General features: G+C 73.2%; 17 protein-coding genes. 9 read left to right on the forward strand and 8 right to left on the reverse strand.

The window, feature by feature from the left end:
* Positions 1-25 precede the first annotated feature (25 nt).
* Positions 26-2,236 carry an MGH1-like glycoside hydrolase domain-containing protein gene (locus tag ABT160_RS09485; protein WP_351645650.1) on the forward strand — a complete coding sequence of 737 codons (2,211 nt, stop codon included), beginning with the start codon at positions 26-28 and terminating at the stop codon, positions 2,234-2,236.
* Positions 2,237-2,243: 7 nt separating this feature from the next.
* On the opposite strand, the gene ABT160_RS09490 is transcribed toward ABT160_RS09485, so the two are convergent.
* The gene (locus tag ABT160_RS09490; RefSeq protein ID WP_351645652.1) at positions 2,244-3,107 is read right to left on the reverse strand and encodes an STAS domain-containing protein; all 864 of its coding nucleotides are present in this window, start codon (positions 3,105-3,107) and stop codon (positions 2,244-2,246) included.
* A gap of 155 nt (positions 3,108-3,262) precedes the next feature.
* Positions 3,263-5,275, reverse strand: coding sequence for a prolyl oligopeptidase family serine peptidase (locus ABT160_RS09495; protein WP_351645655.1), 2,013 nt, complete (start codon positions 5,273-5,275; stop codon positions 3,263-3,265).
* 204 nt (positions 5,276-5,479) lie between these two features.
* Here ABT160_RS09495 and ABT160_RS09500 point away from each other — a divergent pair, with 204 nt between their 5' ends.
* The 6 genes from ABT160_RS09500 to ABT160_RS09525 all read left to right on the forward strand — a co-directional run bounded on the left by ABT160_RS09500 (position 5,480) and on the right by ABT160_RS09525 (position 10,434).
* Positions 5,480-5,653: a CsbD family protein gene (locus ABT160_RS09500; RefSeq protein WP_351645657.1), complete on the forward strand. Its 174-nt coding sequence runs from the start codon at positions 5,480-5,482 to the stop codon at positions 5,651-5,653.
* 313 nt (positions 5,654-5,966) lie between these two features.
* Positions 5,967-7,250, forward strand: a complete 1,284-nt coding sequence (locus ABT160_RS09505; protein WP_351645660.1) for a PP2C family protein-serine/threonine phosphatase — start codon at positions 5,967-5,969, stop codon at positions 7,248-7,250.
* The gene (locus ABT160_RS09510) at positions 7,247-8,881 is read left to right on the forward strand and encodes a sensor histidine kinase (RefSeq protein WP_351645662.1); all 1,635 of its coding nucleotides are present in this window, start codon (positions 7,247-7,249) and stop codon (positions 8,879-8,881) included. Before ABT160_RS09505 ends, ABT160_RS09510 begins: the two co-directional genes overlap by 4 nt.
* Positions 8,878-9,330 (forward strand): response regulator, encoded by a 453-nt coding sequence (locus ABT160_RS09515; protein WP_351645664.1) that lies wholly within the window; start codon positions 8,878-8,880, stop codon positions 9,328-9,330. The genes ABT160_RS09510 and ABT160_RS09515 overlap by 4 nt, the downstream gene beginning before the upstream one ends.
* Positions 9,331-9,445: 115 nt before the next feature.
* Positions 9,446-9,898 carry an ATP-binding protein gene (locus ABT160_RS09520; protein WP_351645666.1) on the forward strand — a complete coding sequence of 151 codons (453 nt, stop codon included), beginning with the start codon at positions 9,446-9,448 and terminating at the stop codon, positions 9,896-9,898.
* Positions 9,899-9,921: 23 nt separating this feature from the next.
* The gene (locus ABT160_RS09525) at positions 9,922-10,434 is read left to right on the forward strand and encodes a DUF6328 family protein (RefSeq protein WP_351645669.1); all 513 of its coding nucleotides are present in this window, start codon (positions 9,922-9,924) and stop codon (positions 10,432-10,434) included.
* 108 nt (positions 10,435-10,542) lie between these two features.
* Here ABT160_RS09525 and proP read toward each other — a convergent pair whose 3' ends face one another.
* The 3 genes from proP to ABT160_RS09540 all read right to left on the reverse strand — a co-directional run bounded on the left by proP (position 10,543) and on the right by ABT160_RS09540 (position 14,032).
* Positions 10,543-12,030, reverse strand: coding sequence for a glycine betaine/L-proline transporter ProP (gene proP / locus ABT160_RS09530; protein WP_351645671.1), 1,488 nt, complete (start codon positions 12,028-12,030; stop codon positions 10,543-10,545).
* 130 nt (positions 12,031-12,160) lie between these two features.
* Entirely contained in the window at positions 12,161-13,069 is a 909-nt protein-coding gene (locus tag ABT160_RS09535) for a SigB/SigF/SigG family RNA polymerase sigma factor (protein ID WP_351645845.1), read from the reverse strand.
* Between the two features lie 180 nt (positions 13,070-13,249).
* Positions 13,250-14,032 carry an alpha/beta fold hydrolase gene (locus tag ABT160_RS09540; RefSeq protein WP_351645674.1) on the reverse strand — a complete coding sequence of 261 codons (783 nt, stop codon included), beginning with the start codon at positions 14,030-14,032 and terminating at the stop codon, positions 13,250-13,252.
* A gap of 92 nt (positions 14,033-14,124) precedes the next feature.
* On the opposite strand from ABT160_RS09540, the gene aroA reads away from it, so the two are divergent.
* Positions 14,125-15,444, forward strand: coding sequence for a 3-phosphoshikimate 1-carboxyvinyltransferase (gene aroA / locus ABT160_RS09545; protein WP_351645676.1), 1,320 nt, complete (start codon positions 14,125-14,127; stop codon positions 15,442-15,444).
* Positions 15,445-15,499: 55 nt separating this feature from the next.
* Here aroA and ABT160_RS09550 read toward each other — a convergent pair whose 3' ends face one another.
* From ABT160_RS09550 to ABT160_RS09560, 3 genes are all read right to left on the reverse strand, one after another.
* Entirely contained in the window at positions 15,500-16,606 is a 1,107-nt protein-coding gene (locus ABT160_RS09550) for a DUF1996 domain-containing protein (protein ID WP_351645679.1), read from the reverse strand.
* Positions 16,607-16,652: 46 nt separating this feature from the next.
* Positions 16,653-18,836 carry a discoidin domain-containing protein gene (locus ABT160_RS09555; RefSeq protein WP_351645682.1) on the reverse strand — a complete coding sequence of 728 codons (2,184 nt, stop codon included), beginning with the start codon at positions 18,834-18,836 and terminating at the stop codon, positions 16,653-16,655.
* A 182-nt stretch (positions 18,837-19,018) separates the two neighbouring features.
* On the reverse strand, positions 19,019-21,211 hold the full coding sequence (locus tag ABT160_RS09560; protein WP_351645684.1) for a pectate lyase-like domain-containing protein: 2,193 nt from the start codon (positions 21,209-21,211) through the stop codon (positions 19,019-19,021).
* A 235-nt stretch (positions 21,212-21,446) separates the two neighbouring features.
* Here ABT160_RS09560 and ABT160_RS09565 point away from each other — a divergent pair, with 235 nt between their 5' ends.
* Positions 21,447-22,481, forward strand: coding sequence for a LacI family DNA-binding transcriptional regulator (locus ABT160_RS09565; protein WP_351645687.1), 1,035 nt, complete (start codon positions 21,447-21,449; stop codon positions 22,479-22,481).
* The last annotated feature ends 39 nt before the right edge of the window (positions 22,482-22,520 follow it).

Consider the following 22,520-nt stretch of genomic DNA (forward strand, 5'->3'; position numbering starts at 1 on the left):
GCCACCCCCGGTGGATCATGACCGGATGAGACGACCCACCCCACCCCCCGCCCGCGGGAAGCGGCCGCTCGCCGCGCTCGCCGTGTTACTGCTGGCCGCCGGAGCCCTGTCCGGCGCGCCACCGGTCTCCGCGCAGGACCACCGGCCGGACCCCGGCCCCTACGCCGACGTCCTCGACCTGCGCGGCACCCCCGCGGCGGCGCTCCCCGGCGACCGGCGCGGCAACAATCCCGTCAACGTCTTCGCCGACCAGGGGGCCTGGCACGCCTACGCGCTGCCCGGGGCCGGCGACCGGGACGCCTACGGGGGCTTCACCGGGCCGCTGTACATCGCCCAGGAGTACCCCTGGTGGCTGAGCCGGTCCTTCACCCGCATCGGCCTCAGCGAGCGGGGCCGCCCGCTGGACCTGGCGGCCGGCGGCGCGCCCCGGTCCGCCTCGCTGCCCGGGCTGCTGCGCCAGGAGTACGACCTCGGCGGCGGTCTGCGCCTCACCCTGGCGCTGCGGTACGCCACCGACCGCACCGCCCTGGTGCGCGCCGAGGTCCGCAACGACGGCGCCGCCCCGCGCACGCTGGACGCCGACTGGTCCGGCTCGCTGCTCCGCCCGGCCGACCAGCCGATGCATGACGCCCCGTCACTCACCGCCACCGGGACGGGAGTCGGCGTGGACTTCGCGAGGGTGCGGGAGACCTGGGACTACCTGACCGACGGCACCGAGCGCTTCGAGGTGCGCCACCGCGAGCGGGTCCGCACCGAGGTGACCGGCGACGGCTACCGCACCCGCGCCCTCTCCCCCGTCACCCTGCGGCCCGGGCAGGCGCACGCGTACGACTGGACCGAGTCCTACACCTTCACCCCGGCCGAGCGCGTCCGCGAGGAGCGCCGGGCGCGCGGGGTGCTGGCCGCCCCGGGCGCCGTGGCGGCGGCGGGCGAGGCGCGCTGGCGGGGGTACGTGGCCGGGGCCGTCCGGGGCGTGCCCGCGGACCGGCGGCGGACGGCCGTGAAGGCCCTGGAGACGCTGACGACCAACTGGCGTTCGGCGGCCGGGCAGTTGAAGCACGACGGGATCACGCCGTCGATCTCGTACAAGTGGTTCACGGGCGGGATCTGGGCCTGGGACACCTGGAAGCAGGCGGTCGGCACCGCGCGGTTCGACCCGCGCCTCGCGCGGTCGCAGATCCGGTCCGCCTTCGACTGGCAGGTGCGCCCGGACTCGCGGACGCGTCCGCAGGACGCCGGGATGGTCCCGGACGTGGTGTTCTACAACGACCCCGCGCGCGGCGGCGGCAACTGGAACGAGCGCAACTCCAAGCCCCCGCTGGCGGCCTGGGCCGTGTGGGAGGTGTACCGGGCGGGCGACGACACCCGGTTCCTGGCCGAGCTGTACCCGAAGCTGGCGGCGTACCAGGCCTGGTGGTACCGCACCCGGGACCACGACGGCGACGGCCTGGCCGAGTACGGCGCCACGGTGGACCCGGCGAACGACTCGCCGGAGGAGCGGCGGCTCGCGGCGGCCTGGGAGAGCGGCATGGACAACGCGCCGCGCTTCGACGCGGCGCTGGGCACCTCGGTGGTGGAGAACCGCTCGGCGGACGGCACCCTGCTGGGCTGGTCCCTCGACCAGGAGTCAGTGGACCTCAACTCCTACCTGGCCCTGGACCAGGGCTACCTGGCCCGGATCGCGGACGCCCTGGGGAAGCCGCGGGAGGCGCGCGGCTGGCGGGCGAAGTCGGCGGCGACCGCCGAGCGCGTGCGGCGGACCATGTTCGACCCGGCGACCGGCTGGTTCCACGACACGGCGCTCGCCTCGGGGCAGCGGCTGACGGCGCGCGGGCGCGGCATCGAGGGCGCGGTCCCGCTGTGGACGGGGACGGCGAGCCCGGCGCAGGCGGCGGCGGTGCGGCGGCGCCTGCTCGACCCGGCGGAGTTCGCCACGCCGGTGCCGTTCCCCACGGTGGCCAGGAGCTCCCCGTACTTCTCGCCGACGGCGTACTGGCGCGGCCCGGTCTGGCTGGACCAGGCGTACTTCGCGCTGGGCGGCCTGCGCCGGTACGGGTACGGCGCGGACGCGGACGCCCTGCGCGACCGGCTCCTGGGCAACGCCTCGGGGCTGACGGGCGGCGCGCCGGTCATGGAGAACTACGACCCGCTGACGGGGGCGCCGCTGAACTCGCCCAACTTCAGCTGGTCGGCGGCGCTGCTGCTGCCGCTGCTCTCGGGTGACCGACTCGGGTGACCAACCGTCATCTGCCCTCTGGTGCGGCCGCCTTCGGGACCGGCCGCACCAGGCGGCGCTGGGCGCGGCGCACCGAGGACTGCCAGGTGCTGCCGGTCGCCCGGGCCAGGGACTCCAGGGTGCGGCGCAGTTCGCCGTCCCAGGCGTCGGGGCGGGCGTGGTGGACGGAGACGACGCCGACGAGCGGTCCTCCGGGGGCGGCGACGGGCAGGGAGCAGACCGCGCCGACGCCCGCCTCGGTCAGCACGTCGAGCGCGGGCGCGCCGGTCTGGAAGACGGCGGAGGAGCGGACGTCCTCCACGTAGAGCGCGGTGCGGTCGAGGGCGGCCACGCCGCAGGCCGACTCGCGGTCCTCCACCGTCTCGAAGTAGCTCAGGAACGGCCGGTGGAAGCCGTGCTGGGCGACGATGCGCAAGGTGCCCGCCTCGGGGTCGAGGAGCTGGGCGTTGCCCATCGGGGCGCCGGTCAGGCGCAGCGCGTGGCCGAGGGCCTCGCGCAGCAGGGCGAGCGCCTGGGGGCGTTCGCGTCCCGGTGTCCCGGTGACGGGCAGGGCGCCCAGGCCGGTGGCGTGGTGGCAGACGCTCAGGGTGCGCAGGACGGCGCTGTGGGCGCGCTGGACGCTGAGGGCGGTGCCCGCGGCGGCGGCGCGGCGGTAGGCGTCGACGAGGAGTTCGGCGCCGGCCAGGGAGCAGAAGGTGACGCGGCCGAGGTCGAGGCCGAGGCGGCGGCCCGGGGCCTGCAGGGAGACGAGGGCGTCGTCGAGGGGCGCGGCGGAGGCGGCGTCGAGTTCGCCCGCCACGTGCAGGACGGGTCCGGCCGGGCCCCGGGTGACCGCGAGCCGCAGGTGGGGGGAGGGCGAGGACCAGGTCATGGCCGGTTCCCTGTCGGCGGGAGGGTTCGGAGGGCGCCAGTCTAGGAGCGCGGGGCCGTCCGCCGGGGCGCTGTCGGCGGGCCGTCCCCCGGCGCACGGGGACACGCCGGGGCGCCCGGGTCCGCTTTCCCGCGCCCTCCCGGCGCCCTCCGTGCTCACTCGGCCCGCCCCAGGGTCTGCCAGAGGAAGGCGTGGGCGAGGGCGCTGTTGGCGGCGATCTGGTGGTGGTCGGCCCCCGCGCTGTGGCCGCCTTCGGTGGCCTCGTGGAGCAGGACGTCGTGCCCGGCCTCGCGCAGCCGGGCGGCCATCTTCCGGGCGTGCCCGGGGTGCACCCGGTCGTCGCGGGTGGAGGTGGTGAGCAGCACCGGCGGGTAGTCGCCGCCGTCGCTGACGTGGTGGTACGGGGAGAGGGCCGCCAGGTGCGGGCGGTCGGCCGGGTCGTCGGGGTCGCCGAACTCGGCGGTCCAGGAGGCCCCGGCCAGCATGACGTGGAAGCGGAGCAGGTCCAGGACGGGGACGTCGCAGACCACGGCCCCGTACAGCTCGGGGTGGCGGACCAGGGCGGCGCCGGTGAGGAGGCCGCCGTTGCTGCCGCCCTGGATGCCGAGCCGGGCGGGCGTGGTGATGTCGCGGGCCACCAGGTCGCGGGCGACGGCCTCGAAGTCCTCGAAGGAGCGGACGCGTCCGGCCTTGAGGGCGCTCTGGTGCCATTCGGGGCCGTACTCGCCGCCGCCGCGGATGTTGGCGACGACGTAGGTGCCGCCGCGGGCCAGCCAGGCGCGACCGGCGAGGGAGTCGTAGCCCGGGGTGAGCGAGATCTCGTAGCCGCCGTAGGCGGTGAGGAGGGCCGGTCCGGGGCCGCCGTGCTCGGGGCCGACGACGAAGTAGGGGACGCGGGTGCCGTCCGCCGACCGGGCGAAGTGCTGGCGCACCGTCAGACCGGTGGCGTCGAAGCGCTCGGGGGCGGTCCGCAGGACCTCGCTGCCGCCGCCGATCTCGCCGCGCAGCAGGGTGGAGGGCTGCAGGAAGCCGGAGACGTCGAGGAAGTACTCGTCGCCGGAGTCCGGGTCGGTGTCGGTGACGACGGCCGAGGCGAGCGGCGGCACGTCGGACAGCGGGCGCCGGTCCCAGGGGCCCTCGACGGTGGGGGTGAGGACCTCCATGCGGGTCGTGACGTCCACGAGCAGGTTCAGGACGAGGTGGCCGCGGGTCCAGCTGTGGCCCTCCAGGGCGGTGCCGGAGCCGGGGGCGAACAGGACCACGGCGTCGCGGCGGCCGGCCAGGAAGTCCGCGAAGCGGAACGCGAGCAGGGTGCCCGCGGGGTGGCCGAGCCACGGAGAGCGCAGGTCGACGGTGAGCCAGTCCCGCTCGACGTGGGCGGAGGCGTCCTCGGGGACGTCGACGCGGGTGCGGGTGCCGTCCTCGCCGAGCAGGGTGAGCTCGCCGCGCCAGAAGTCGAACTGCTTCAGCAGGAAGTCCCGCTGGTGGCCCTCGGTGTGGTCGCGCCAGGCGTGCACGGCCAGGTCCTCGGCGCCGACCTCGCCGACGGGTTCGGCGGCGGCCGGGTCGGTGCCGCGCCGCCAGCGGCGCACGGTGCGCGGGTAGCCGGAGGCGGTGAGCGTGCCGGGGCCGAAGTCGGTGGCGACGTACAGCTGGTCGGGGTCGATCCAGGCGGCCCCGGTCTTGGCCTCGGGCAGGGTGAAGCCGCCGGGCACGAACTCCTTGGTCAGCAGGTCGAACTCGCGGACGACGACGGCGTCGGCGCCGCCCCGGGAGAGCTGGACCAGGGCGTGGCGGCACTCGGGGTGCAGCACGGTGGCGCCGCCCCAGACCCAGTCCTCCCCCTCGTCGCGGGCGAGCGCGTCGAGGTCGAGGACGGGCTCCCAGGCGGGCTCGGGGGTGCGGTACTCCTCCAGCGTGGTGCGCCGCCACAGGCCGCGCACCTGGTCGGCGTCCTGCCAGTAGTTGTAGAGGTGGCGGCCGCGGCGCACGGTGTAGGGGATGCGCTCGGTGTCGTCGAGGACGTCGAGGAGCTCGGCGCGCAGGGCGTCGTACAGCGGCGTCCCGGTCAGGCGCGCGGCGGTCTCGGCGTTGCGCTCGCGGACCCAGCCGAGGGCGGCTTCTGAGGTGACGTCTTCCAGCCACCGGTACGGATCTTCGTCTGGCACGGGCCAATTGTGCGTGCTCGCGGGCGTGCGGCAGGCGCGGTCCGGACAATTCGTGTCGGAAATTCGCCCGTCGGCCCCGGTTCCCGGGGTCCGCCGCCCGCATCCCGCGCCGCGCCGGGAGGTTTGGGCGGCCCGCCGTGGGTCACACGGCGGAGTGCACCGATGCGCGGGCCCCGCCACCGGGGGCCGCGGGAAGGAGTCGGCATGTCCGGCGACAAGAAGGCCAAGGCCAAGAAGGAACAGGTCAAGGGCGCCGCCAAGGAGGCCGCGGGCCGTACCGTGGGCAACGAGAAGCTGACCGCCGAGGGCCGCGCCGAGCGCGGCAAGGGCGATCTGCGCCAGGCCAAGGAGAAGGTGAAGGACGCCTTCAAGAAGTAGTCCCCGACCCGGGCACACGGGCACGGGGCACGGAGCGCACAGGGGCCGTCCGGCAGCGAGCCGGACGGCCCTTCTCCATGCCCCGCGCCCGTGCGCCCGCGCCGCCGGCGACGGCCCCAAGCGGAACGCGGACGCGGCCCCGCGCACCCGCCCCACCGCGCCGCAGTCGCCTGTCGGAACGTCCGTTAAGCTGGCTCGGCTGCGCAACTTTTGGACCTAAGAGCTGCGGAGCCGCTGATCTGTCATGTCTGGACCAGGGGTTCCCTCGGGCTCTCCGTGCCGGGTGTGCCCCACGCTCACAGAGGGGCCTCTCATGGTCTTGTCCGCCTCGGGCGCGGATGCCGGGGGTGTCGCGACACCCTTCGGCGCGGTGGCGGGCGACCCCACGGCCGTACTCAGTGCGGGGTCCCTGACCGACACCTGGGCCGACGACACCCCGCCGCGCGTGCTCCTCGTCGAGGACGACCCCGGCGACGCCCTGCTCGTCGAGGAACTGATCGCCGACAGCGATCTGACCGTGACCCTCACCTGGGCCCACTCCGTGGAGCAGGCCCGCACCGAGCTGGCCGCCGGCGCCTTCGACTGCGTGCTCCTCGACCTCAACCTGCCCGACGCCCACGGCATGGACGCCCTCAAGGAGATCCTGGTCCTGGCGCCCGACTCGGCCGTCGTCGTCCTCACCGGCCTCGCCGAGGAGGAGGCGGGCCTCGCCGCCGTCGCGGCGGGCGCCCAGGACTTCCTGGTCAAGGGGCGCGTCGAGGCCGAGCTCTTCACCCGCGCCGTGCGGTACGCCCTGGAGCGCAAGCGGGTCGAGCGGGCCTCCGCCGCCCTCCAGGCGGGCCGGCTGCGCGCCGAGGAGAACGCCCGCCTGGAGCGCGGCCTGCTGCCCCGCCCGCTGCTGCGCGACGGCCGGGTCAACGTCGTCGCCCGCTACCACCCCGGCCGCGCCCACGCCCTGCTCGGCGGCGACTTCTACGACGTCGTGCAGACCCCGGACGGCATGACCCACGCCGTCGTCGGCGACGTCTCCGGGCACGGCCCGGCCGAGGCGGCCCTCGGCGTCTGCCTGCGCGTGGCCTGGCGCTCCTTCGTGCTGGCCGGCGCCCGCGGCTCCGCGCTCCTTGAGCTGCTCGACCAGATCCTGGTCGCCGAGCGCCCGGGACCCGAGGTCTTCGCCACCCTCAGCCACCTGACCCACCACCCGGGCGGCGCCACCATGGAGGTCACCCGGGCGGGGCACCCAGGGCTGCTGCACCGCTCCGCCGACGGCGGGGTCACGCTGCGGGAGGTGAGCGGCGGCCCGGCCCTCGGGCTGCTGCCGCCCGGTGTCGCGACCTGGCCGCAGACCTCCGTACCCGTACGGGCCGGGGAGTGCGTCGTGCTCTTCACCGACGGGCTGTTCGAGGGGCGCACCGCCACCGCGGGCCACGAGCGCCTGGGCGAGGAGGGGCTGCTCGACCTGGCCCGCCGGCACGCCCACCGGGAGCCGGCGAAGTTCGTCGACGCCCTGATCGACTCCGCCCAGTCGCTGGCCGCGCCCAGCGGCGGCCTCAACGACGACCTCGCCGTCCTCCTCGTCGAATGGACCCGTTCATGAGCACCAGCGCCGGCCCCTCCCGGAGCCGCGGCCTGACCGTACGCGGCTGGTTCCTGCTGGTCATGGCCGCGATGGCGATCCTCGCCGTGGTCGCGTCGGTGATCGGCACCACGGTGCTCTCGCGCACCACCCGCGCCTCGGACCGGCTGCTGAACACCATCGCGCCCGCCCGCTATCAGGCGGTCGAGCTGCGGGCCGCCCTGGTGGACCAGGAGACCGGGGTGCGCGGCTACCTGCTGACCGGGCGCGACGCGCTCCTCGACCCCTACCGTCGCGGCCTCACCGCCGAGCGCACCGCCCGCGCCCGGCTGGACGCGCTCAAGCCGGAGGGCAGCAGCCGCCTCGACGAGGACCTGGACGCCATCGACGCGCGGGTGGCCGCCTGGCGCACGTCCTACGCCGAACCTTCCATAGCGGCCCGCGCCCAGGAGAACGGCACTCCCCCGGCCGCCGGGTCGGGCACGGCCGCGTTCGACCGGATCCGGGGCGCGCTGGACGGCCTGGAGCGCCACCTCGACGAGGAGCAGCGCGGCGCGCGCGCCGACCTGGTCGACGCCCGCACCCAGCGCGACCGGGCGTTCCTGATGCTGCTCGGGCTGTTCGTACTGACCTGTATCGGCCTGACCGTGCTGCTGCAGTTCGCGGTCGTCCGGCCGCTGGGCGCGCTGCGCGCCAAGGCGATGCAGGTCGCCGGCGGTGACTTCGAGCGGCGCATCGACGGCGGCGGCCCGGCCGACCTGCGCCAGGTGGCGGGCGCCGTGGAGTCGATGCGCCGGCGCGTGGTCGCGGAGCTGACGACCTCGCGCGAGAGCGAGGCCGCGCTCACCGCGCAGGCCGCCGAGCTGGACCAGCAGGCGGTGGAGCTGCGGCGCTCCAACGCGGAGCTGGAACAGTTCGCATACGTCGCCTCGCACGACCTGCAGGAGCCGCTGCGCAAGGTCGCCTCCTTCTGCCAGCTCCTGGAGAAGCGGTACGGGGACGTCATCGACGACCGCGGGCGGCAGTACATCGACTTCGCCGTCGACGGCGCCAAGCGCATGCAGGTGCTCATCAACGACCTGCTGAGCTTCTCCCGGGTCGGCCGGCTCAACGACGCCCGTGAGCACGTGGCCCTGGACGACGTCCTGGACCGGGCGCTGCGCAACCTCACCAGCGCCGTGGAGGAGACCGGCACCGAGGTCACCCGGCCCGGGCCGCTGCCCGCGGTGCTGGGCGACCCGACGCTCCTGACCATGCTGTGGCAGAACCTGATCGGCAACGCGATCAAGTTCCGCCGCCCCGGCAGCGAGCCCCGGATCGGGATCACCGCCGAGCCGGACGCGACCGGGGAGAACTGGGAGTTCACCGTCCACGACGACGGGATCGGCATCCCGCCGGAGTTCGCCGAGAAGGTCTTCGTGATCTTCCAGCGGCTGCACCACCGGGACGCCTACGACGGAACCGGGATAGGCCTGGCGCTCTGCCGCAAGATCGTGGAGTACACCGGCGGGCACATCGCGGTCGACACCGACGGGGCGGAGGGCGCCGGCGGGACCACGATCCGCTTCACGCTCCCGGCGCTCCAGCAGGCCGACGGCACCGACGCCGCGGCCGAGGACCCCCGCACCACCACCGCGAAGGAACCCGCATGACCCTGCCCGCCCTCCCCGAGCCCCAGCACATCGACGTCCTCCTGGTCGAGGACGACCCGGGCGACGAGCTGATGACCCGCGAGGCGTTCGAGGACAACAAGATCGGCAACACGCTGCACGTGGTGCGCGACGGCCTGGAGGCGCTGGACTTCCTCTACCGGCGCGGCGGGCACGAGGGCGCGCCCCGGCCCGGGCTGATCCTGCTGGACCTGAACCTGCCGAAGTACGACGGCCGCCAGGTCCTGGAGACGATCAAGTCGGACGCGGACCTCGCGCACATCCCGGTCATCGTGCTCACCACCTCCTCGGCCGAGGAGGACATCCTGCGCAGCTACAAGCTGCACGCCAACGCGTACGTGACCAAGCCGGTCGACCTGGACCAGTTCGTGTCGGCGATCCGGCAGATCGACGACTTCTTCATCAGCTTCGTGAAGCTGCCCCGGTTCTGAACGGGTGCGCACCGCGCTGTCTGAAACCCGGATCACGGGGTAAGGGGGTCGTTGACGCGCGGGACACGAGCCGCGCGCCGGACAGCGCACCGACGGAGAGGAAGCGGGGGCCGTCGTGAAGGGATCGCTCCTGAACAGGGAAGTGCTCCGCCCGTCCGGGCCCGGCCCGGAGCGGGCCGCAGCCGCGTTCGACGGCGATTCGGAGGCGATCGGCCGGGCCAGGGCCCTGGTCGCCGCCTTCCTGGAGCGCGTCCGCGAACGGCACGGCGAGGCCCGGCCCGGCGTGGGCGGCATGGCGCAGCTGGTGGTCAGCGAGCTGGTCACCAACGCCTGCAAGTACGCTCCCGGGCCCTGCCTGCTCGACCTGGCCGCCGACGTGGCGGCCGGTGAGCTGGTGATGTCGGTGTGGGACAGCGGGACGGTGCTGCCCGCGATCCTGCCGCCGGACGCGACGCGGATCGGCCGGCACGGCCTGGAGATCGTCGCGGCGCTCTCCACCAGTCTGGAGATACGGCGCGAGCCGGTCGGCAAGCGCGTCACCATCCGCATGCCGCTCGCCGACGCCTGAGACCCGATCCGGAGGTACGCGGGATGGAGCCCGGCAGATCCGCCTCCCCGGCGCAGGACGAGCGGGGACGCGACGAGACCCCCGAGGAGCGCGCCGACCGCAGGTGGGTCGAGCTGCTCCAGGAGGTGCGGGTCGCGCAGACCGGCGTACAGATCATGTTCGGCTTCCTGCTGACGGTCGTCTTCACACCGCGCTTCACGTCGCTGTCCGCCGCTGACGAAACGATTTATCTGGTGACCGTGGTCCTCGGGGCCTCCGCGACGGGCGCCCTGATAGGGCCGGTGGCACTGCACCGCGTCGTCTCCGGCCGGCGGATCAAGCCGCACGCCGTCGACATCGCCGCCCGGCTCGTGGTCACCGGCCTGGTCCTGCTCCTCGCCACCCTCACCTCGGCGCTGCTGCTGATCCTGCGGGTGGCGACGCACGACCACTGGGTCCCCTGGATCGTCGCGGGCGTCTTCGCCTGGTACCTGCTGTGCTGGTTCGTGCTGCCGCTGTGGGTCCGCTACCGGCACACCTCCGAGAACGGCTCCTGAGCCCTTCCGCGTGCCCCTCCGCATGGAGAGAACACCCCCGGTACGCGCCCCGGTACGACGGAGGCGGCCTCCCGGCATGTGCCGGGAGGCCGCCGCGGGCCGGTCGCCTCAGATGCGGGAGCCCGCCAGCTCGGCCGCCTCCTGCGGGGTCTCCACCGCGGGCGGCGAGCCCGCCAGCGGCTTGCGGGCGGTCTCCTTCATGCACAGCACCGCGATCACGCCGACGACGGCCGCGCCCATCGCGTAGTACGCCGGGGTCATGCTGCTGCCGGTCCAGCCGATCAGCGCGGTGATCACCAGCGGGGTGGTGCCGCCGAACAGCGACGTGGACACGTTGTAGCCGACCGCCAGGCCGCCGTACCGCACCTGGGTGGGGAACAGGGCGGGCAGCGCCGCGGACATGGTGCCCAGCAGGCAGGCCAGCGACAGGCCCAGCATCAGCATGCCCGCCGAGATCGCCGGGATGGAACCCTGGCCGATCAGCAGGAACGCCGGGACGGACAGGAAGAAGAAGCCCAGCATGCCCGCGAGCAGCAGCGGGCGGCGGCCGAAGCGGTCGCTGAGCTTGCCGATCTGGTTGAGGACCAGCATCAGCACGACCATCACGCCGATCAGGATGACCAGGCCGTGGGTCTCGCTGTAGCCGAGCTCGTCGGAGAGGTAGGCGGGCATGTACGACAGCAGCATGTAGTCGGTGATGTTGTACGCGCCGACCAGTGCCACGCACAGCACCAGGGTCCGCCAGTGCTCGGTGAAGATCCGCCTGAGGTCGCCCGCGGCGCTGGTCTCCACGGCGTCGGCGGCGGCGGAGGCCGTGGCCTGGCCGCCCTCCAGCTTCTGGAAGGCCGGGGTCTCGTCGAGCTTCAGCCGCAGGTACAGGCCGACCAGGCCGAGCGGACCGGCGACCAGGAACGGGACCCGCCAGCCCCAGGCCTCCATGGAGTCCGGGCCGATCGCCGCGCTCAGCACGGTGACCAGGGTGGCGGCGCCGATGTAGCCGGCCAGGGTGCCGGACTCCAGGAAGCTGCCGAAGTAGCCGCGGCGCCGGTCGGGGGCGTACTCGGCGATGAAGGTGGAGGCGCCGCCGTACTCGCCGCCGGTGGAGAAGCCCTGCACCAGGCGGAAGAAGATCAGCAGGGCCGGGGCCCAGAAGCCGATGGAGGCGTACGAGGGGATCAGGCCGATCGCGAAGGTGCCCACGGCCATCAGGACCATGGTCAGCGCGAGCACCTGCTTGCGGCCGTGCCGGTCGCCGAGCGGGCCGAAGACCATGCCGCCGACGGGCCGGATCAGGAAGGCCACGGCGAAGGTCGCGAAGGACGAGAGCAGCTGGGTGGTGTCGTTCCCGGACGGGAAGAACACATGGCCCAGGGTGACCGCGAGATAGCTGTAGATCCCGAAGTCGAACCACTCCATCGCATTGCCGAGGGAGGCCGCCTTCACGGCCCGCTTCACGGCCTTCTCGTCGGTCACCGTGATGTCGGTGCGCCGCAGCGGGGGGTTTCTGCGCCGGGCGCCGGCGCGGAAGAGGAGCCGGTGCCGCCGCAGCGCCTCATTGTCCGGTGCCGGTTCGGAACCGGCGGTGGGGGTCGCCATGGCGGATCCTTTCGAGGGTCTGACAGGTCCACCACACGCCTTGACGATGTTCGCGAAACCAAACGGGGCCCCGGGGAGAAAGTGGTGTCGATCACTTTCCCCCGGGGCCCCGGAGAAGCGGGAGCGGAACTCACTCCACGGGCTGCATGCCCGTGCGCAGGTTCCGGATGATCCGCGACAGCAGCCGCGAGACCTGCATCTGCGAGACGCCGATCTCCTCGGCGATCTGCGCCTGCGTCATGTCCAGGCCGAAGCGCATCCGCAGGATGGCGCGGTCGCGCTCGCCGAGCTGTCTCACCAGCGGCACGAGGGCCTGCATGTGCTCGACCTTCTCCATGTCGGGGTCGAGGGCGCCGACGGTGTCGGCGACGCTGCGGGCCCGCGTGCTGGCGCGGCCCGGCTCCTCGGTGCCGACCGGCATGTCCAGGGAGCCCGCGGTGTAGCCGTTGGCGGCGACCAGGCCCTCCAGGACCTCTTCCTCGTCGATCCCGAGGGCCTCGGCGAGCTCGCGCACGGTGGCCTCGCGGCCGTGGGAGCAGGCGAAGTCGGACTTGGCCTTGGCGATGTCCGTACGCAGTTCCTGCAGGCGGCGCGGCACGTGCACGGCCCAGGTGGTGTCGCGGAAGAACCGCTTTATCTCGCCGACGATGTACGGCACCGCGAAGGAGGTGAACTCCACCTCGCGGGACAGGTCGAACCGGTCGATCGCCTTGATCAGGCCGATCGTGCCGACCTGGACGATGTCCTCCATCTCGCCGCCGCCGCGGTGGCGGAAGCGGCTGGCGGCGTACTTCACCAGCGAGAGGTTCATCTCGATCAGGGTGTTCCGGGCGTACGCGTACTCGTGCGTGCCCTCCTCCAGCTCCTGGAGCCGGTCGAAGAAGAGCCGCGAGAGCGAGCGCGCGTCCTTGGTCGCCACGTGCGCGGCGTCCTCGATCCAGGGCAGTTCACCGGTGTCGAAGGGTGCCTCACCGGCCGGTGCCGCCGCCGGGGACCTCACGCTCTCCTGCCGCACCAGTTCTTCGGAGTGCGCCGCCATGGCTGCCACTGAGGATCCCTCCCGGGGTCGTCGGACGGTGTGTCCCTGCCGAGGCCGCGCTTGCCCGGAATCCGCGCGGGCATGCGTGGGCGGGCCGAAAAGGCTTCTGTGGAGAGTCTTTTCAGCCGGTACGCCTGATATGTGCGCGCGGTGTCCCCGTAACCGCGCGCCCGGTCCGCCTCAGTCCGCCAGGAACCGGTTGACCACCCCCGGCAGGGCCGGGTGCCCCATCAGGTCGTAGTGCGTGGCGCCCGGCAGCACCGCGAGGCCGGCGGCCGAGCGCCCCGAGCCGTCCACGCCCGCGTCCTTGTGCCCGCCGCCGAGCAGGCCGAAGAACTCGACCATGTGCGCGGGGCGCACCGCGTCGTTGTCGCCGTACACCAGCAGCGTCGGCGCGGTGACCGAGGAGACCTCGGCGCTCCAGTCGAAGGGCTGCCGCATGCTCTCCGCCGACTTGGCCACCAGCACCGGCCAGTCCTCGGGGCGGGGCGCCAGCCGCGCGTACGTCTCGTACAGCGGTGTCGCGCGCAGCGCCTCGGCGGTGTCCGGGCCGCCCATCGCCTCCATCTCGGCGACGACCTCGGGGTACCAGCCGTCGCGCTTGTACGGGATGGAGACGGCGACCAGCCTGCGCACCGCGTCGGGGTGGCGGATCGCGCACCACAGCGCGACGACGCCGCCCTTGGAGTAGCCGAGCACGTCCGCGCGGGGCACGTCGAGGTGGCCGAGCAGCGCCGCCACGTCGTCGGCCAGCGTCTCGGGGCGCAGCGGCCGGTCGGCGTCGGCGGTGCGGCCGTGGCCCTGGAGGTCGACCAGGATCACCCGCCGGTTGCGGCCGAGTTCGGGCAGCAGCGGCGTGAACGCCTCGGTGGAGCCGAAGCCCCCGTGCAGCAGGACGAGCGGCTTCCCCGCGCCGTGGTCCTCGTAGTACAGCGAAAGGCCGTTGACGTTCGCGTAGCTCATGCGGTGTGCCTCTCCTCGTGGTGGTCCGGGGATGTGGACCGTCCGGGCGGCGGGAACTCATCGGTGGGCGCCTGCCCGCGTCCGCTCCTTGGATGCGCGCGGCGCCGCTCCCCCGGACGCGGCAGGATCGGCGGCACCGCCGCTTCCACCGCACTGGAGAGCCTGTCGTGACGATCGTCGAGATCCCGGGGTCCAAGTCCATCACCGCCAGGGCGCTGTTCCTGGCCGCCGCCGCCGAGGGGACCACGGTGCTGCGGGCGCCGCTGGTCTCCGACGACACCGAGGGGTTCGCCGAGGGCCTGGGGGTCCTGGGCTACCGGGTGGAGCGCGGTGACGGGGTGTGGACGGTACGGGGGCGCCCCGAGGGCCCGGGCGTGGCGGAGGCCGACGTCTACTGCCGGGACGGGGCGACCACCGCGCGGTTCCTGCCCGCGCTCGTCTCGGCCGGCGCGGGCACCTTCCGGTTCGACGCCTCCGCGCAGATGCGCCGCCGCCCGGTCGCGCCGCTCACCCGGGCGCTGCGCGGACTCGGCGTCGACGTCACGCACCAGGGGGCGGAGGGCCACCACCCGCTGACGGTGGCGGCCGACGGGGTGAAGGGCGGTGAACTCACCCTGGACGCCGGGGAGTCGTCGCAGTACCTGACCGCGCTGCTGCTCCTGGGACCGCTGACCCGGGACGGCCTGCGGATCACCGTGACCCGGCTGGTGTCGGCGCCCTACGTCGCCATCACGCTCGCCATGATGCGGGAGTTCGGGGTCGAGGTGGACCGCCGGGAGGCGGACGGGGCCGAGGTGTTCACCGTCCCGGGCACGGGCTACCGCGCCGTCGACTACGCGGTGGAGCCGGACGCCTCCACGGCGAGCTACTTCTTCGCCGCGGCCGCGCTCACCGGGAACGAGGTGACCGTGCCGGGGCTCGGGCACGGCGCGCTCCAGGGCGACCTGCGGTTCGTGGAGGTCCTGGAGCGGATGGGCGCGCGGGTGGAGGTCGGCGCGGACCGCACCACCGTGGCCGGGACCGGCGCCCTGCGCGGGGTCACGGTCAACATGCGGGACGTCTCCGACACGATGCCGACGCTGGCCGCGATCGCGCCGTTCGCCTCGGGGCCGGTGCGGATCGAGGACGTGTACAACACCCGGGTCAAGGAGTGCGACCGGCTGGAGGCTTGCGCCCGCAACCTGCGGGCGATGGGCGTGCGGGTGAGCACGGGTGAGGACTGGATCCAGGTCGAGCCGGGCGCGCCGCGTCCCGTGGAGGTCGAGACGTTCGGCGACCACCGGATCGTGATGTCCTTCGCGGTGGCCGGGCTGCGGGTGCCGGGGATGGCGTTCGACGACCCGGGGTGCGTGCGCAAGACGTTCCCCGGCTTCCACGAGGCGTTCGCGGCACTCACCTCGCGGTGGACCTGACGCGCGGGGCCCGGACCGCGTACGGTCCGGGCCCCTCTGCGCACGGTCGTCGTTCCTACGGAAGCCGGTAGTCCGCGTTCAGCGCCGCGCCGCGCTCGGGGTGCGTCTCGTCGTACCCCCGGGCGTTGCACTGCAGGCCGCCCACGATGCACTGGTCGACCAGGGCCTTCTGGGTGCGCTCCTCCCACGCGTTGAAGAAGTCGTAGTGGAAGGAGTAGCCGCGGCCGCTGGCCAGGCGGACCTGGCTCATGTCGCCGTTGACCGGGAAGGCCATCTTGAACTCGATCATCGGCAGGGCGACCGGGTGGTCGGCCGGGCACATGTTGTCGTTGGTGCCGGGCTTCACGACCGGGTACGCCATGTGGCTCTGGTGGTTCGGTGTGTCGAGGTACTTCCCGTCCCAGCAACTGGGCGCCTGGAAGCGGATGTTGAGCTGGACGTCCGGACGGTTCGGGCAGCTCGCCGGGATGTCGACGTTGAAGAAGCTGTCGCCGCACTCCCAGCCCTCGACGAAGCCCTTGTGCGCGCGGAACTCCTGGGCCGTCTGCATCGGGTTGCCGACGACGAACCGCAGGCCCTTGGGGAAGGGGCGGACGCTGCGGTAGTCGGTCACGCCCGACTTGTAGTAGATGACCTGCGGGCCCACCGGCAGGATCTTCTGGTCGCCCTTGAGCACCGACGGCATCCAGTACGCGGAGCCGTCCGCGGGCGCCTTGCAGGTGGTGTTCCCCCCGTACAGCGAGCCGGTGGTGCTGGCCGCGTTGGTGGAGGTGTTGCCCATGAACGTGTGGTCGTGGGACTTGCCCGGCTGCCCCGGGTAGACGATCGGGTCGTCGGGGGCGGTGTGGGTGACGGAGCAGTTGGCCTGGAACTCGTGGAAGTAGGCCCGCGGCGGGGTGTCCCCGGACGGGACGACCCCGGTGACCTGGGGCACGGCCGGGATGTAGCCGTCGCCGTCGGGGTCGTCGCCCGACGCCTTCACCGAGACGGCCATGGTGTGGCCGGTGTGCGTCGAGGACGCCGCCGCCTTCGCGGCCGCGGGCGCGTCCACGGCCGACGCGGTGGCGAAGGTGCCCGCCGCGAGGCCGAACGCGCTGAGGGCGGTGGCGACGAGGACCGCGGACAGGGCCCGTGGCCGTCTCCTCGTACTGCTCTTGCTCATGCTGCTCTCCTCTCCATGAGGTGGGGGGATGAGGGGGTGGCGCGGATCAGCCGAAGACGCCGAACTCGTAGAGGGAGTAGCCGTATCCGGTGCCCCGCGCCGTCAGCTGGAGCCGGACGTAGCGGGCGGAGGCGGCCGCCTCGATGGTGTCGACGTCCCCGTTGCCCGCGGTCTGGGTGTGGATCGTGCGCCAGGCGTTGCCGTCGTCGGAGACCTGGACCTGGTAGGCCTTGGCGTACGCCGGGTCCCAGACCAGCTGGAGCCGGCTGAAGGCGCGGACCGAGCCGAGGTCGGCCTGGATCCACTGCGGGTCGCTCCAGTCGCTGGCCCAGCGGGTGTTCGCCTTGCCGTCGGTGGCGTTCTGCGGGGTGCAGGGGCAGTCGCCGTACGAACCCTGGAAAGAGGAGGCGGTGGTGGGGCGGTTCAGGGCGAGGTTGGTGCCCGCGACCGGCGGGGCGACGACCTTCACGGACCTGGTCTCGATGCCGGCGTTGCCCTTGCCGTCCTCCGCCTGGAGGTAGACCTTCCACACGCCGAGCTTCTCCGGTGCGGTCACGGTGAACGAACCGTCGCCGTTGGCCCGGAACGGTGCGTCGAGCAGGCGCTTGTCGCCGTTGGCGTACTGGCCGCTGAGGAAGACCTTGTAGGTCAGCGGGTCGTTGTCGGGGTCGCGGACGGTGGCCCGGAGGGTGAACTGGCCCCCGGCCGGGGCGTTCTGCGGGGTGGAGACGGTCATGCCGCTGATGACCGGCGGGGTGTTGTCGCCCGCGGTGCTGCCCTTGTAGAGCTTCTTCACCGCGTAGTACGAGAGCCGCTTGAGCCCGTCGGGCACCAGGTTGAACCAGATGCCGCCGAAGTCGTGCTCGGTGCCGTAGTGGAACATGGTGGCGCCGAGGGCCACGCCCTGGTGCCCGGTGATGCAGTTCCACGCCTTGGTGTAGCCGTCGGCCTTCTGCACGTCGGTGGGTTCGTCGGCGACGCCGTTGGCGTCCTTGGGGGTCTCCCACTCCCCCGCGGGGCCGGTCTCGGTGATGATGTACGGCTTGGTGTAGCCGCCCGCCTCCCAGTCCTGGCGCACCCGGCAGATGTCGCCGTAGGAGTTCATCGAGTACACGTCGAGGTCGGGGGCGTTGCGCTTGTAGTACGGCCAGGCGCCGGTCCAGGCGTCGGTGGAGGTCACCGGGTGGTCCGGGTCGATGGAGTGGATCTTCTTGGCGACGTCGTTGACGAAGGTGGTGTAGGCGTTGCGCTGGTTCTCCAGCTCGGTGCCGCTGTAGCAGTTCTGCAGGCCGAGGACGGACTCGTTGCCGACGTTCCACATCAGGGTCGCCGGGTGCGTCTTGTAGGCGTCGACCCACTTGGCGAACTCGGTGAGCATGGAGCTCTTGTACGCGGTGTCGGTGACGTAGTTGACGCAGCCGCCGGAGCCGGGGCCGCCGCCGGGCTGGAGCCAGAAGCCGTTCATGACGCGGATGCCCTGGGCCGCGGCGGCGTCGAGCAGCGGCTTGGTGCTGCCGTCGGTGCCCCAGGTGCGGATGGTGTTGACGCCCATCGACTTCAGGTCCGGCATGTAGCGTCCCGCGTCGGCGACGGCCGGGCCCCAGGTGAGGCCCTTGACCCTGTAGGGCTGGCCGCCCACCGTCAGCTGCCAGTTGCCCTGGGAGCCGGTGACCTTGACCGCTCCCCCGGTGGGCGGCGGGGTGGTGCCGTCGTCGGAGCCGTACACCTGGAACTCCCACAGGGAGTAGCCGTAGCCGGTGCCGCGCTGGGTTCCCAGCATGCGCACGTAGCGGCCGCTGCCGGTGACGGCGACCTCGTCGGTGCCGCCGTCACCGCCGGTGACGGTCTTCAGGCTCCGCCAGTCGGTGCCGTTGTCGGAGGCCTGGATCTCGTAGTTCTTGCCGTACGCGGACTCCCAGGTCAGCACCACCCTGCTGAGGTTGGCGGTGCGGCCGAGGTCGACCATGAGCCACTGGGGGTCGCTGCGGTCGCTGGCCCAGCGGGTGCCGCCGAGGTTGCCGTCGACGGCGGCCGAGGCGGCGTAGCCCGCGCCCTCGGAGGAGGACGCGGTGGCCGTCTTGCCCTGCGAGAGCAGGGTCTCGGCGGCGTGGGCGGAGGGCGCGGTGGCCAGGGCGGTGAGGGCCGAGGCGGCCAGCGCGCCGGCGAGCAGCGCGGAGGTGGCGCGGTGGCGCGGGCGCGGCGTGCGGGCACGCGTGAGGACGTGCTTCATGGCGGCTCCGTGAAAGGGGATCAAGAGGGAGGATCACAGGGGGCTGACGGGGCGGGGACGCGGGGAGGCGGGACCCGCCCCGGGACGTGCCCCTTCCGGGCAGGACAGCGGGGGCGGGGTCCACCGCCCGGAAGGGAGTGCGTGGGGCGGACCGCCCGCGCGGGGCGGTCCGCCGGAGGGGGTTACGGGAACGAGGTGACCGTGGACGGCACGGTGGAGGTGCCCGAGGTGGGCGCTCCGGTGTCGTTGATGACGTGGTCGTACTGGCCGTTCCCGCCGAGCGAGACCACCAGCAGGCTGTGGAACTTCACGCCCGGCTTGACCGGGGCGCGGAAGCCGTGCGCCTGGCGGATGGTCGGGTCGACGTTGTAGTAGCAGTAGCTGCCCAGGCCCCATCCCTCGTGAGTGGTCACCGAGTCGTCCACCCGGTAGGCGGCGTAGCCCTTGACCGAACCGTTCTGGACGGCCGCCTGGTTGGGCGCGTCGTACGCCTTCTCGTTCTGGAAGAAGATCGTGCGGCCGCGCTCGCCGTACCACTCGACGTCGTACTTGTTGAAGTGCTCGACGAACAGCCCGGTGGCCAGCACGTCGTCGCCGTTGACGCGGACGCCGTAGTCGGCCCGGTTGGTCTCCCAGCCGACGCCGTCACCGTGGTCGGCGCGCCACACCCAGGTGTGGTCGACGATCGTGTCGTCGTTGTTGATCACCATGCTGGTGGTGGCCTTGCCGGGGCCCGCGCCGCCGATGCGGATGTAGACGTCCTGCACGGTGGTGGGGTTGGCGGAGTGGTCGGCGGAGGCGTTCTGCGGGCCGACCTCGACCAGGGTCTGCGAGTTGACCGGGCCGGCGTCGACGAGCAGGCCGGCCAGCCGGACGCCGTCGACGTCGCCGACGCGGATCGCGGTCACGCCGTTGTCGGGGATGATCGTGGCGAGGCCGAGGCCCAGGACGACCGTGTCGGCGCGGTTGATCTCGATGGTCCGGTCCACGTGGTAGATGCCGGGCGTGAACAGCAGGTGCAGGCCCTGGGTGACCGCCTGGTTGATGGTGGCGGCGCTGGTGCCGGGCTTGACGACGTAGAAGCGGCTGAGCGGGATCGAGGTGCCCTGCGGGTTTCCGTTCGCCCAGGTGGTGCCGCGCGCGTTGACGCGCTTGGCGGGGGCGAAGACCTTGAACTCGCCGCCCTCGTAGTACAGGAAGGGCTTCTCGCGGGAGACCGGGGTGGTGTCCAGGGTGGTGTAGCGGGGCTCGGGGAAGCCGGTGGCCGGGGCACCCTCGGTGCCCGAGAACACCTGGTTCCAGACCGAGTTGGACCAGCCGCCGATGGAGCTGTCCCGGGTGTACCACTGCTGCTGCGAGTAGTTGCCCACCTGGCCGTCGATCTTGCTGTCGGCGATGTAGCCGCCGCTGGCCCAGCCGTAGCCGTTGGGCGCCAGGTTGAGCCCGCCCTTGACGTGCATGCGGCGGAAGGAGGCGGCCTGGGAGACGGCCCAGCGGTCGGTGCCGCTGACCGGGTTGAGGGCCAGGTTCTCGGCGGAGCGCCAGAAGTTCTGGGTGGCGTTGCCGCCGAACCAGCCCGCGTCGACGGTCACGTCGCCGTTGATGGTGGTGTCGTCGGGCCGCAGGCCGAGCCCGGCGATCTGGGTGTAGAAGCCGATCTGGGCGTTGAGGCCGTTGTACGTGCCGGGCTTGAACAGGAAGGCGTGCCGGCCGGTGCCGAACTGCGCGGACTCCTGCTGCTTGAACACGTCGTCGAGCTGCTGCTGGATGTTGGGCGTGGACGGGTCGACGATGTGCACGTTCGGGCCGAGGTCACCACCGCCGGGCAGGGTGGGTCCGGTGCCCCCGCCGGTGCCGTACACCTGGAACTCCCACAGGGAGTAGCCGTAGCCGGTGGTGCGCTGGGTGCCGTACATCCGGACGTAGCGGGCGGTGCCGGTGACCGGGACGGACTGGTTGCCGCCGGTGGCGGTGGTGGTGGAGTAGGCGGTGGTCCAGGTGGTGCCGTTGCTGGAGAGCTCGATGCGGTACGCCTTGGCGGCGGCGGTCTCCCAGCGCAGCTCGACGTGGTCGAGGGCGGCCGGGGCGCCCAGGTCGACCTGGAGCCACTGGGGGTCGGAGAAGGCGCTGGACCAGCGGGTGCCCGCGTCGCCGTCCACCGCCTTGTCGGCGGAGGTGCCCGCGCCCTCGGTGCTGGAGGCGGTGGCGGGCTTGCCCTGGGAGAGCAGGACGGGCGCGGCCTGGGCGGTGGTCGCGGGGGCGAGGACGAGCAGCGCGCCGACGAGGGCGGAGACCACCGCTCCTGCCAGGCCGCGTCGCACGACTGGTCTGCGTCTACGCCTGGTTGGCGCCGTTGGTATCCCAACTGGGGGCATGTCAGGGCTCCTTGTAACGAACCTGAAACGGGAGAGCGCTCTCCGGAACCTTGCACGCGGTCCGTTCGGCCGGTCAAGAAGCGTGACGGGACTTTTCTTTTGGCTTGGCTTAAGTGGAGACGGAACCGTCCGGGCCGCCGTCCGCCAACGGACCGCGTCGTTCCTGGTGGGGCGCCCGGTACGGCCGCGCCCGGCTGCCCGTACCCCCCTCGGGTCCCCGGGTTATGGTGCCGCAATGGGGAGAACGGCACGGGGGAGCAAGAGTCCGACGCTGGAGGACGTGGCACGCGAGGCGGGCGTGTCCCGGGCCACCGTGTCACGCGTCGTCAACGGCGTGCGCAACGTCGACCCCGGCATCCAGGAGGCCGTCCGCCTCGCCATCGAGCGCACCGGCTACGCGCCCAACCGGGCCGCCCGCTCCCTGGTCACCCACCGCACCGAGGCCGTCGCCCTGGTCCTGTCCGGCGCGGGCGACACCTTCGCCACCCGGGTCTTCGCCGACCCGTTCTTCGGCCGGGTCGTCAACGGCGTCCTGGGCTTCCTGCGCCCGCGCGGCGTCCACCCGCTGCTGCTGGTCGCCGAGTCCGCCACGGCCCGCGAGCAGGTCGTGGACTACCTGCGCCAGGGCAGCGCCGACGGCGCCCTGGTGGTGTCGATCCAGGCGGACGACCCGCTGCCCGCGATGCTGGCCGCGGCGCACATCCCCACCGCCCTGTTCGCCCGGCCGCCGGGCGCCGAGCGGGTCAGCCACGTCGACCTGGACCACGCCGCGGGCGCCCGGCTCGCCGCCGCGCACCTTCTTTCGCGCGGCCGGCGGCGGCTCGCCACGATCAGCGCGCCGCACGGCCTCCCCGCCGCCCGGGAGCGCCTGGCGGGCTTCCGGGCGGCGCTGGCGGAGGCGGGGATCGACGCGCTGCCCGCCGTGGAGGGCAGCTTCACCTCGGACAGCGGGGCGCGCGCGATGGCGGCGCTGCTCGCGGACCACCCCGACCTGGACGGGGTGTTCGCCGCCAACGACCTGATGGCGCTGGGCGCCTGCCAGTACCTGCGCGAGCACGGCAAGGACGTGCCCGGGGACGTGGCCGTGGTCGGCTTCGACGACTCCAGCGCGGCGCTGACCTGCCGCCCGCCGCTGACGACGGTGCGCCAGCCGGTGGAGCGGATGTCGGCGCGGATGGCGGAGCTGCTGCTCGAACAGCTCCAGGGCACGCGGACGGAGCCCGCCTCGGTGGTGTTCGCGCCGGAGCTGGTGGTGCGCGACTCGGCCTGAGCGGGCTTTCGTATACGAGTACGCGGACGGGACCGGTAC

This window comes from Streptomyces sp. NPDC001941 (genome assembly GCF_040296945.1).
Lineage (GTDB): Bacteria > Actinomycetota > Actinomycetes > Streptomycetales > Streptomycetaceae > Streptomyces.

Coding starts and splice junctions, on each gene's coding strand:
- ABT160_RS09485 (WP_351645650.1), top strand. CDS start 26: ATGAGACGACCCACCCCACCCCCCGCCCGCGGGAAGCGGCCGCTCGCC.
- ABT160_RS09490 (WP_351645652.1), bottom strand. CDS start 3,107: ATGACCTGGTCCTCGCCCTCCCCCCACCTGCGGCTCGCGGTCACCCGG.
- ABT160_RS09500 (WP_351645657.1), top strand. CDS start 5,480: ATGTCCGGCGACAAGAAGGCCAAGGCCAAGAAGGAACAGGTCAAGGGC.
- ABT160_RS09505 (WP_351645660.1), top strand. CDS start 5,967: ATGGTCTTGTCCGCCTCGGGCGCGGATGCCGGGGGTGTCGCGACACCC.
- ABT160_RS09510 (WP_351645662.1), top strand. CDS start 7,247: ATGAGCACCAGCGCCGGCCCCTCCCGGAGCCGCGGCCTGACCGTACGC.
- ABT160_RS09515 (WP_351645664.1), top strand. CDS start 8,878: ATGACCCTGCCCGCCCTCCCCGAGCCCCAGCACATCGACGTCCTCCTG.
- ABT160_RS09525 (WP_351645669.1), top strand. CDS start 9,922: ATGGAGCCCGGCAGATCCGCCTCCCCGGCGCAGGACGAGCGGGGACGC.
- proP (WP_351645671.1), bottom strand. CDS start 12,030: ATGGCGACCCCCACCGCCGGTTCCGAACCGGCACCGGACAATGAGGCG.
- ABT160_RS09535 (WP_351645845.1), bottom strand. CDS start 13,069: ATGGCGGCGCACTCCGAAGAACTGGTGCGGCAGGAGAGCGTGAGGTCC.
- ABT160_RS09540 (WP_351645674.1), bottom strand. CDS start 14,032: ATGAGCTACGCGAACGTCAACGGCCTTTCGCTGTACTACGAGGACCAC.
- aroA (WP_351645676.1), top strand. CDS start 14,125: ATGCGCGCGGCGCCGCTCCCCCGGACGCGGCAGGATCGGCGGCACCGC.
- ABT160_RS09550 (WP_351645679.1), bottom strand. CDS start 16,606: ATGAGCAAGAGCAGTACGAGGAGACGGCCACGGGCCCTGTCCGCGGTC.
- ABT160_RS09555 (WP_351645682.1), bottom strand. CDS start 18,836: ATGAAGCACGTCCTCACGCGTGCCCGCACGCCGCGCCCGCGCCACCGC.
- ABT160_RS09560 (WP_351645684.1), bottom strand. CDS start 21,211: ATGCCCCCAGTTGGGATACCAACGGCGCCAACCAGGCGTAGACGCAGA.
- ABT160_RS09565 (WP_351645687.1), top strand. CDS start 21,447: ATGGGGAGAACGGCACGGGGGAGCAAGAGTCCGACGCTGGAGGACGTG.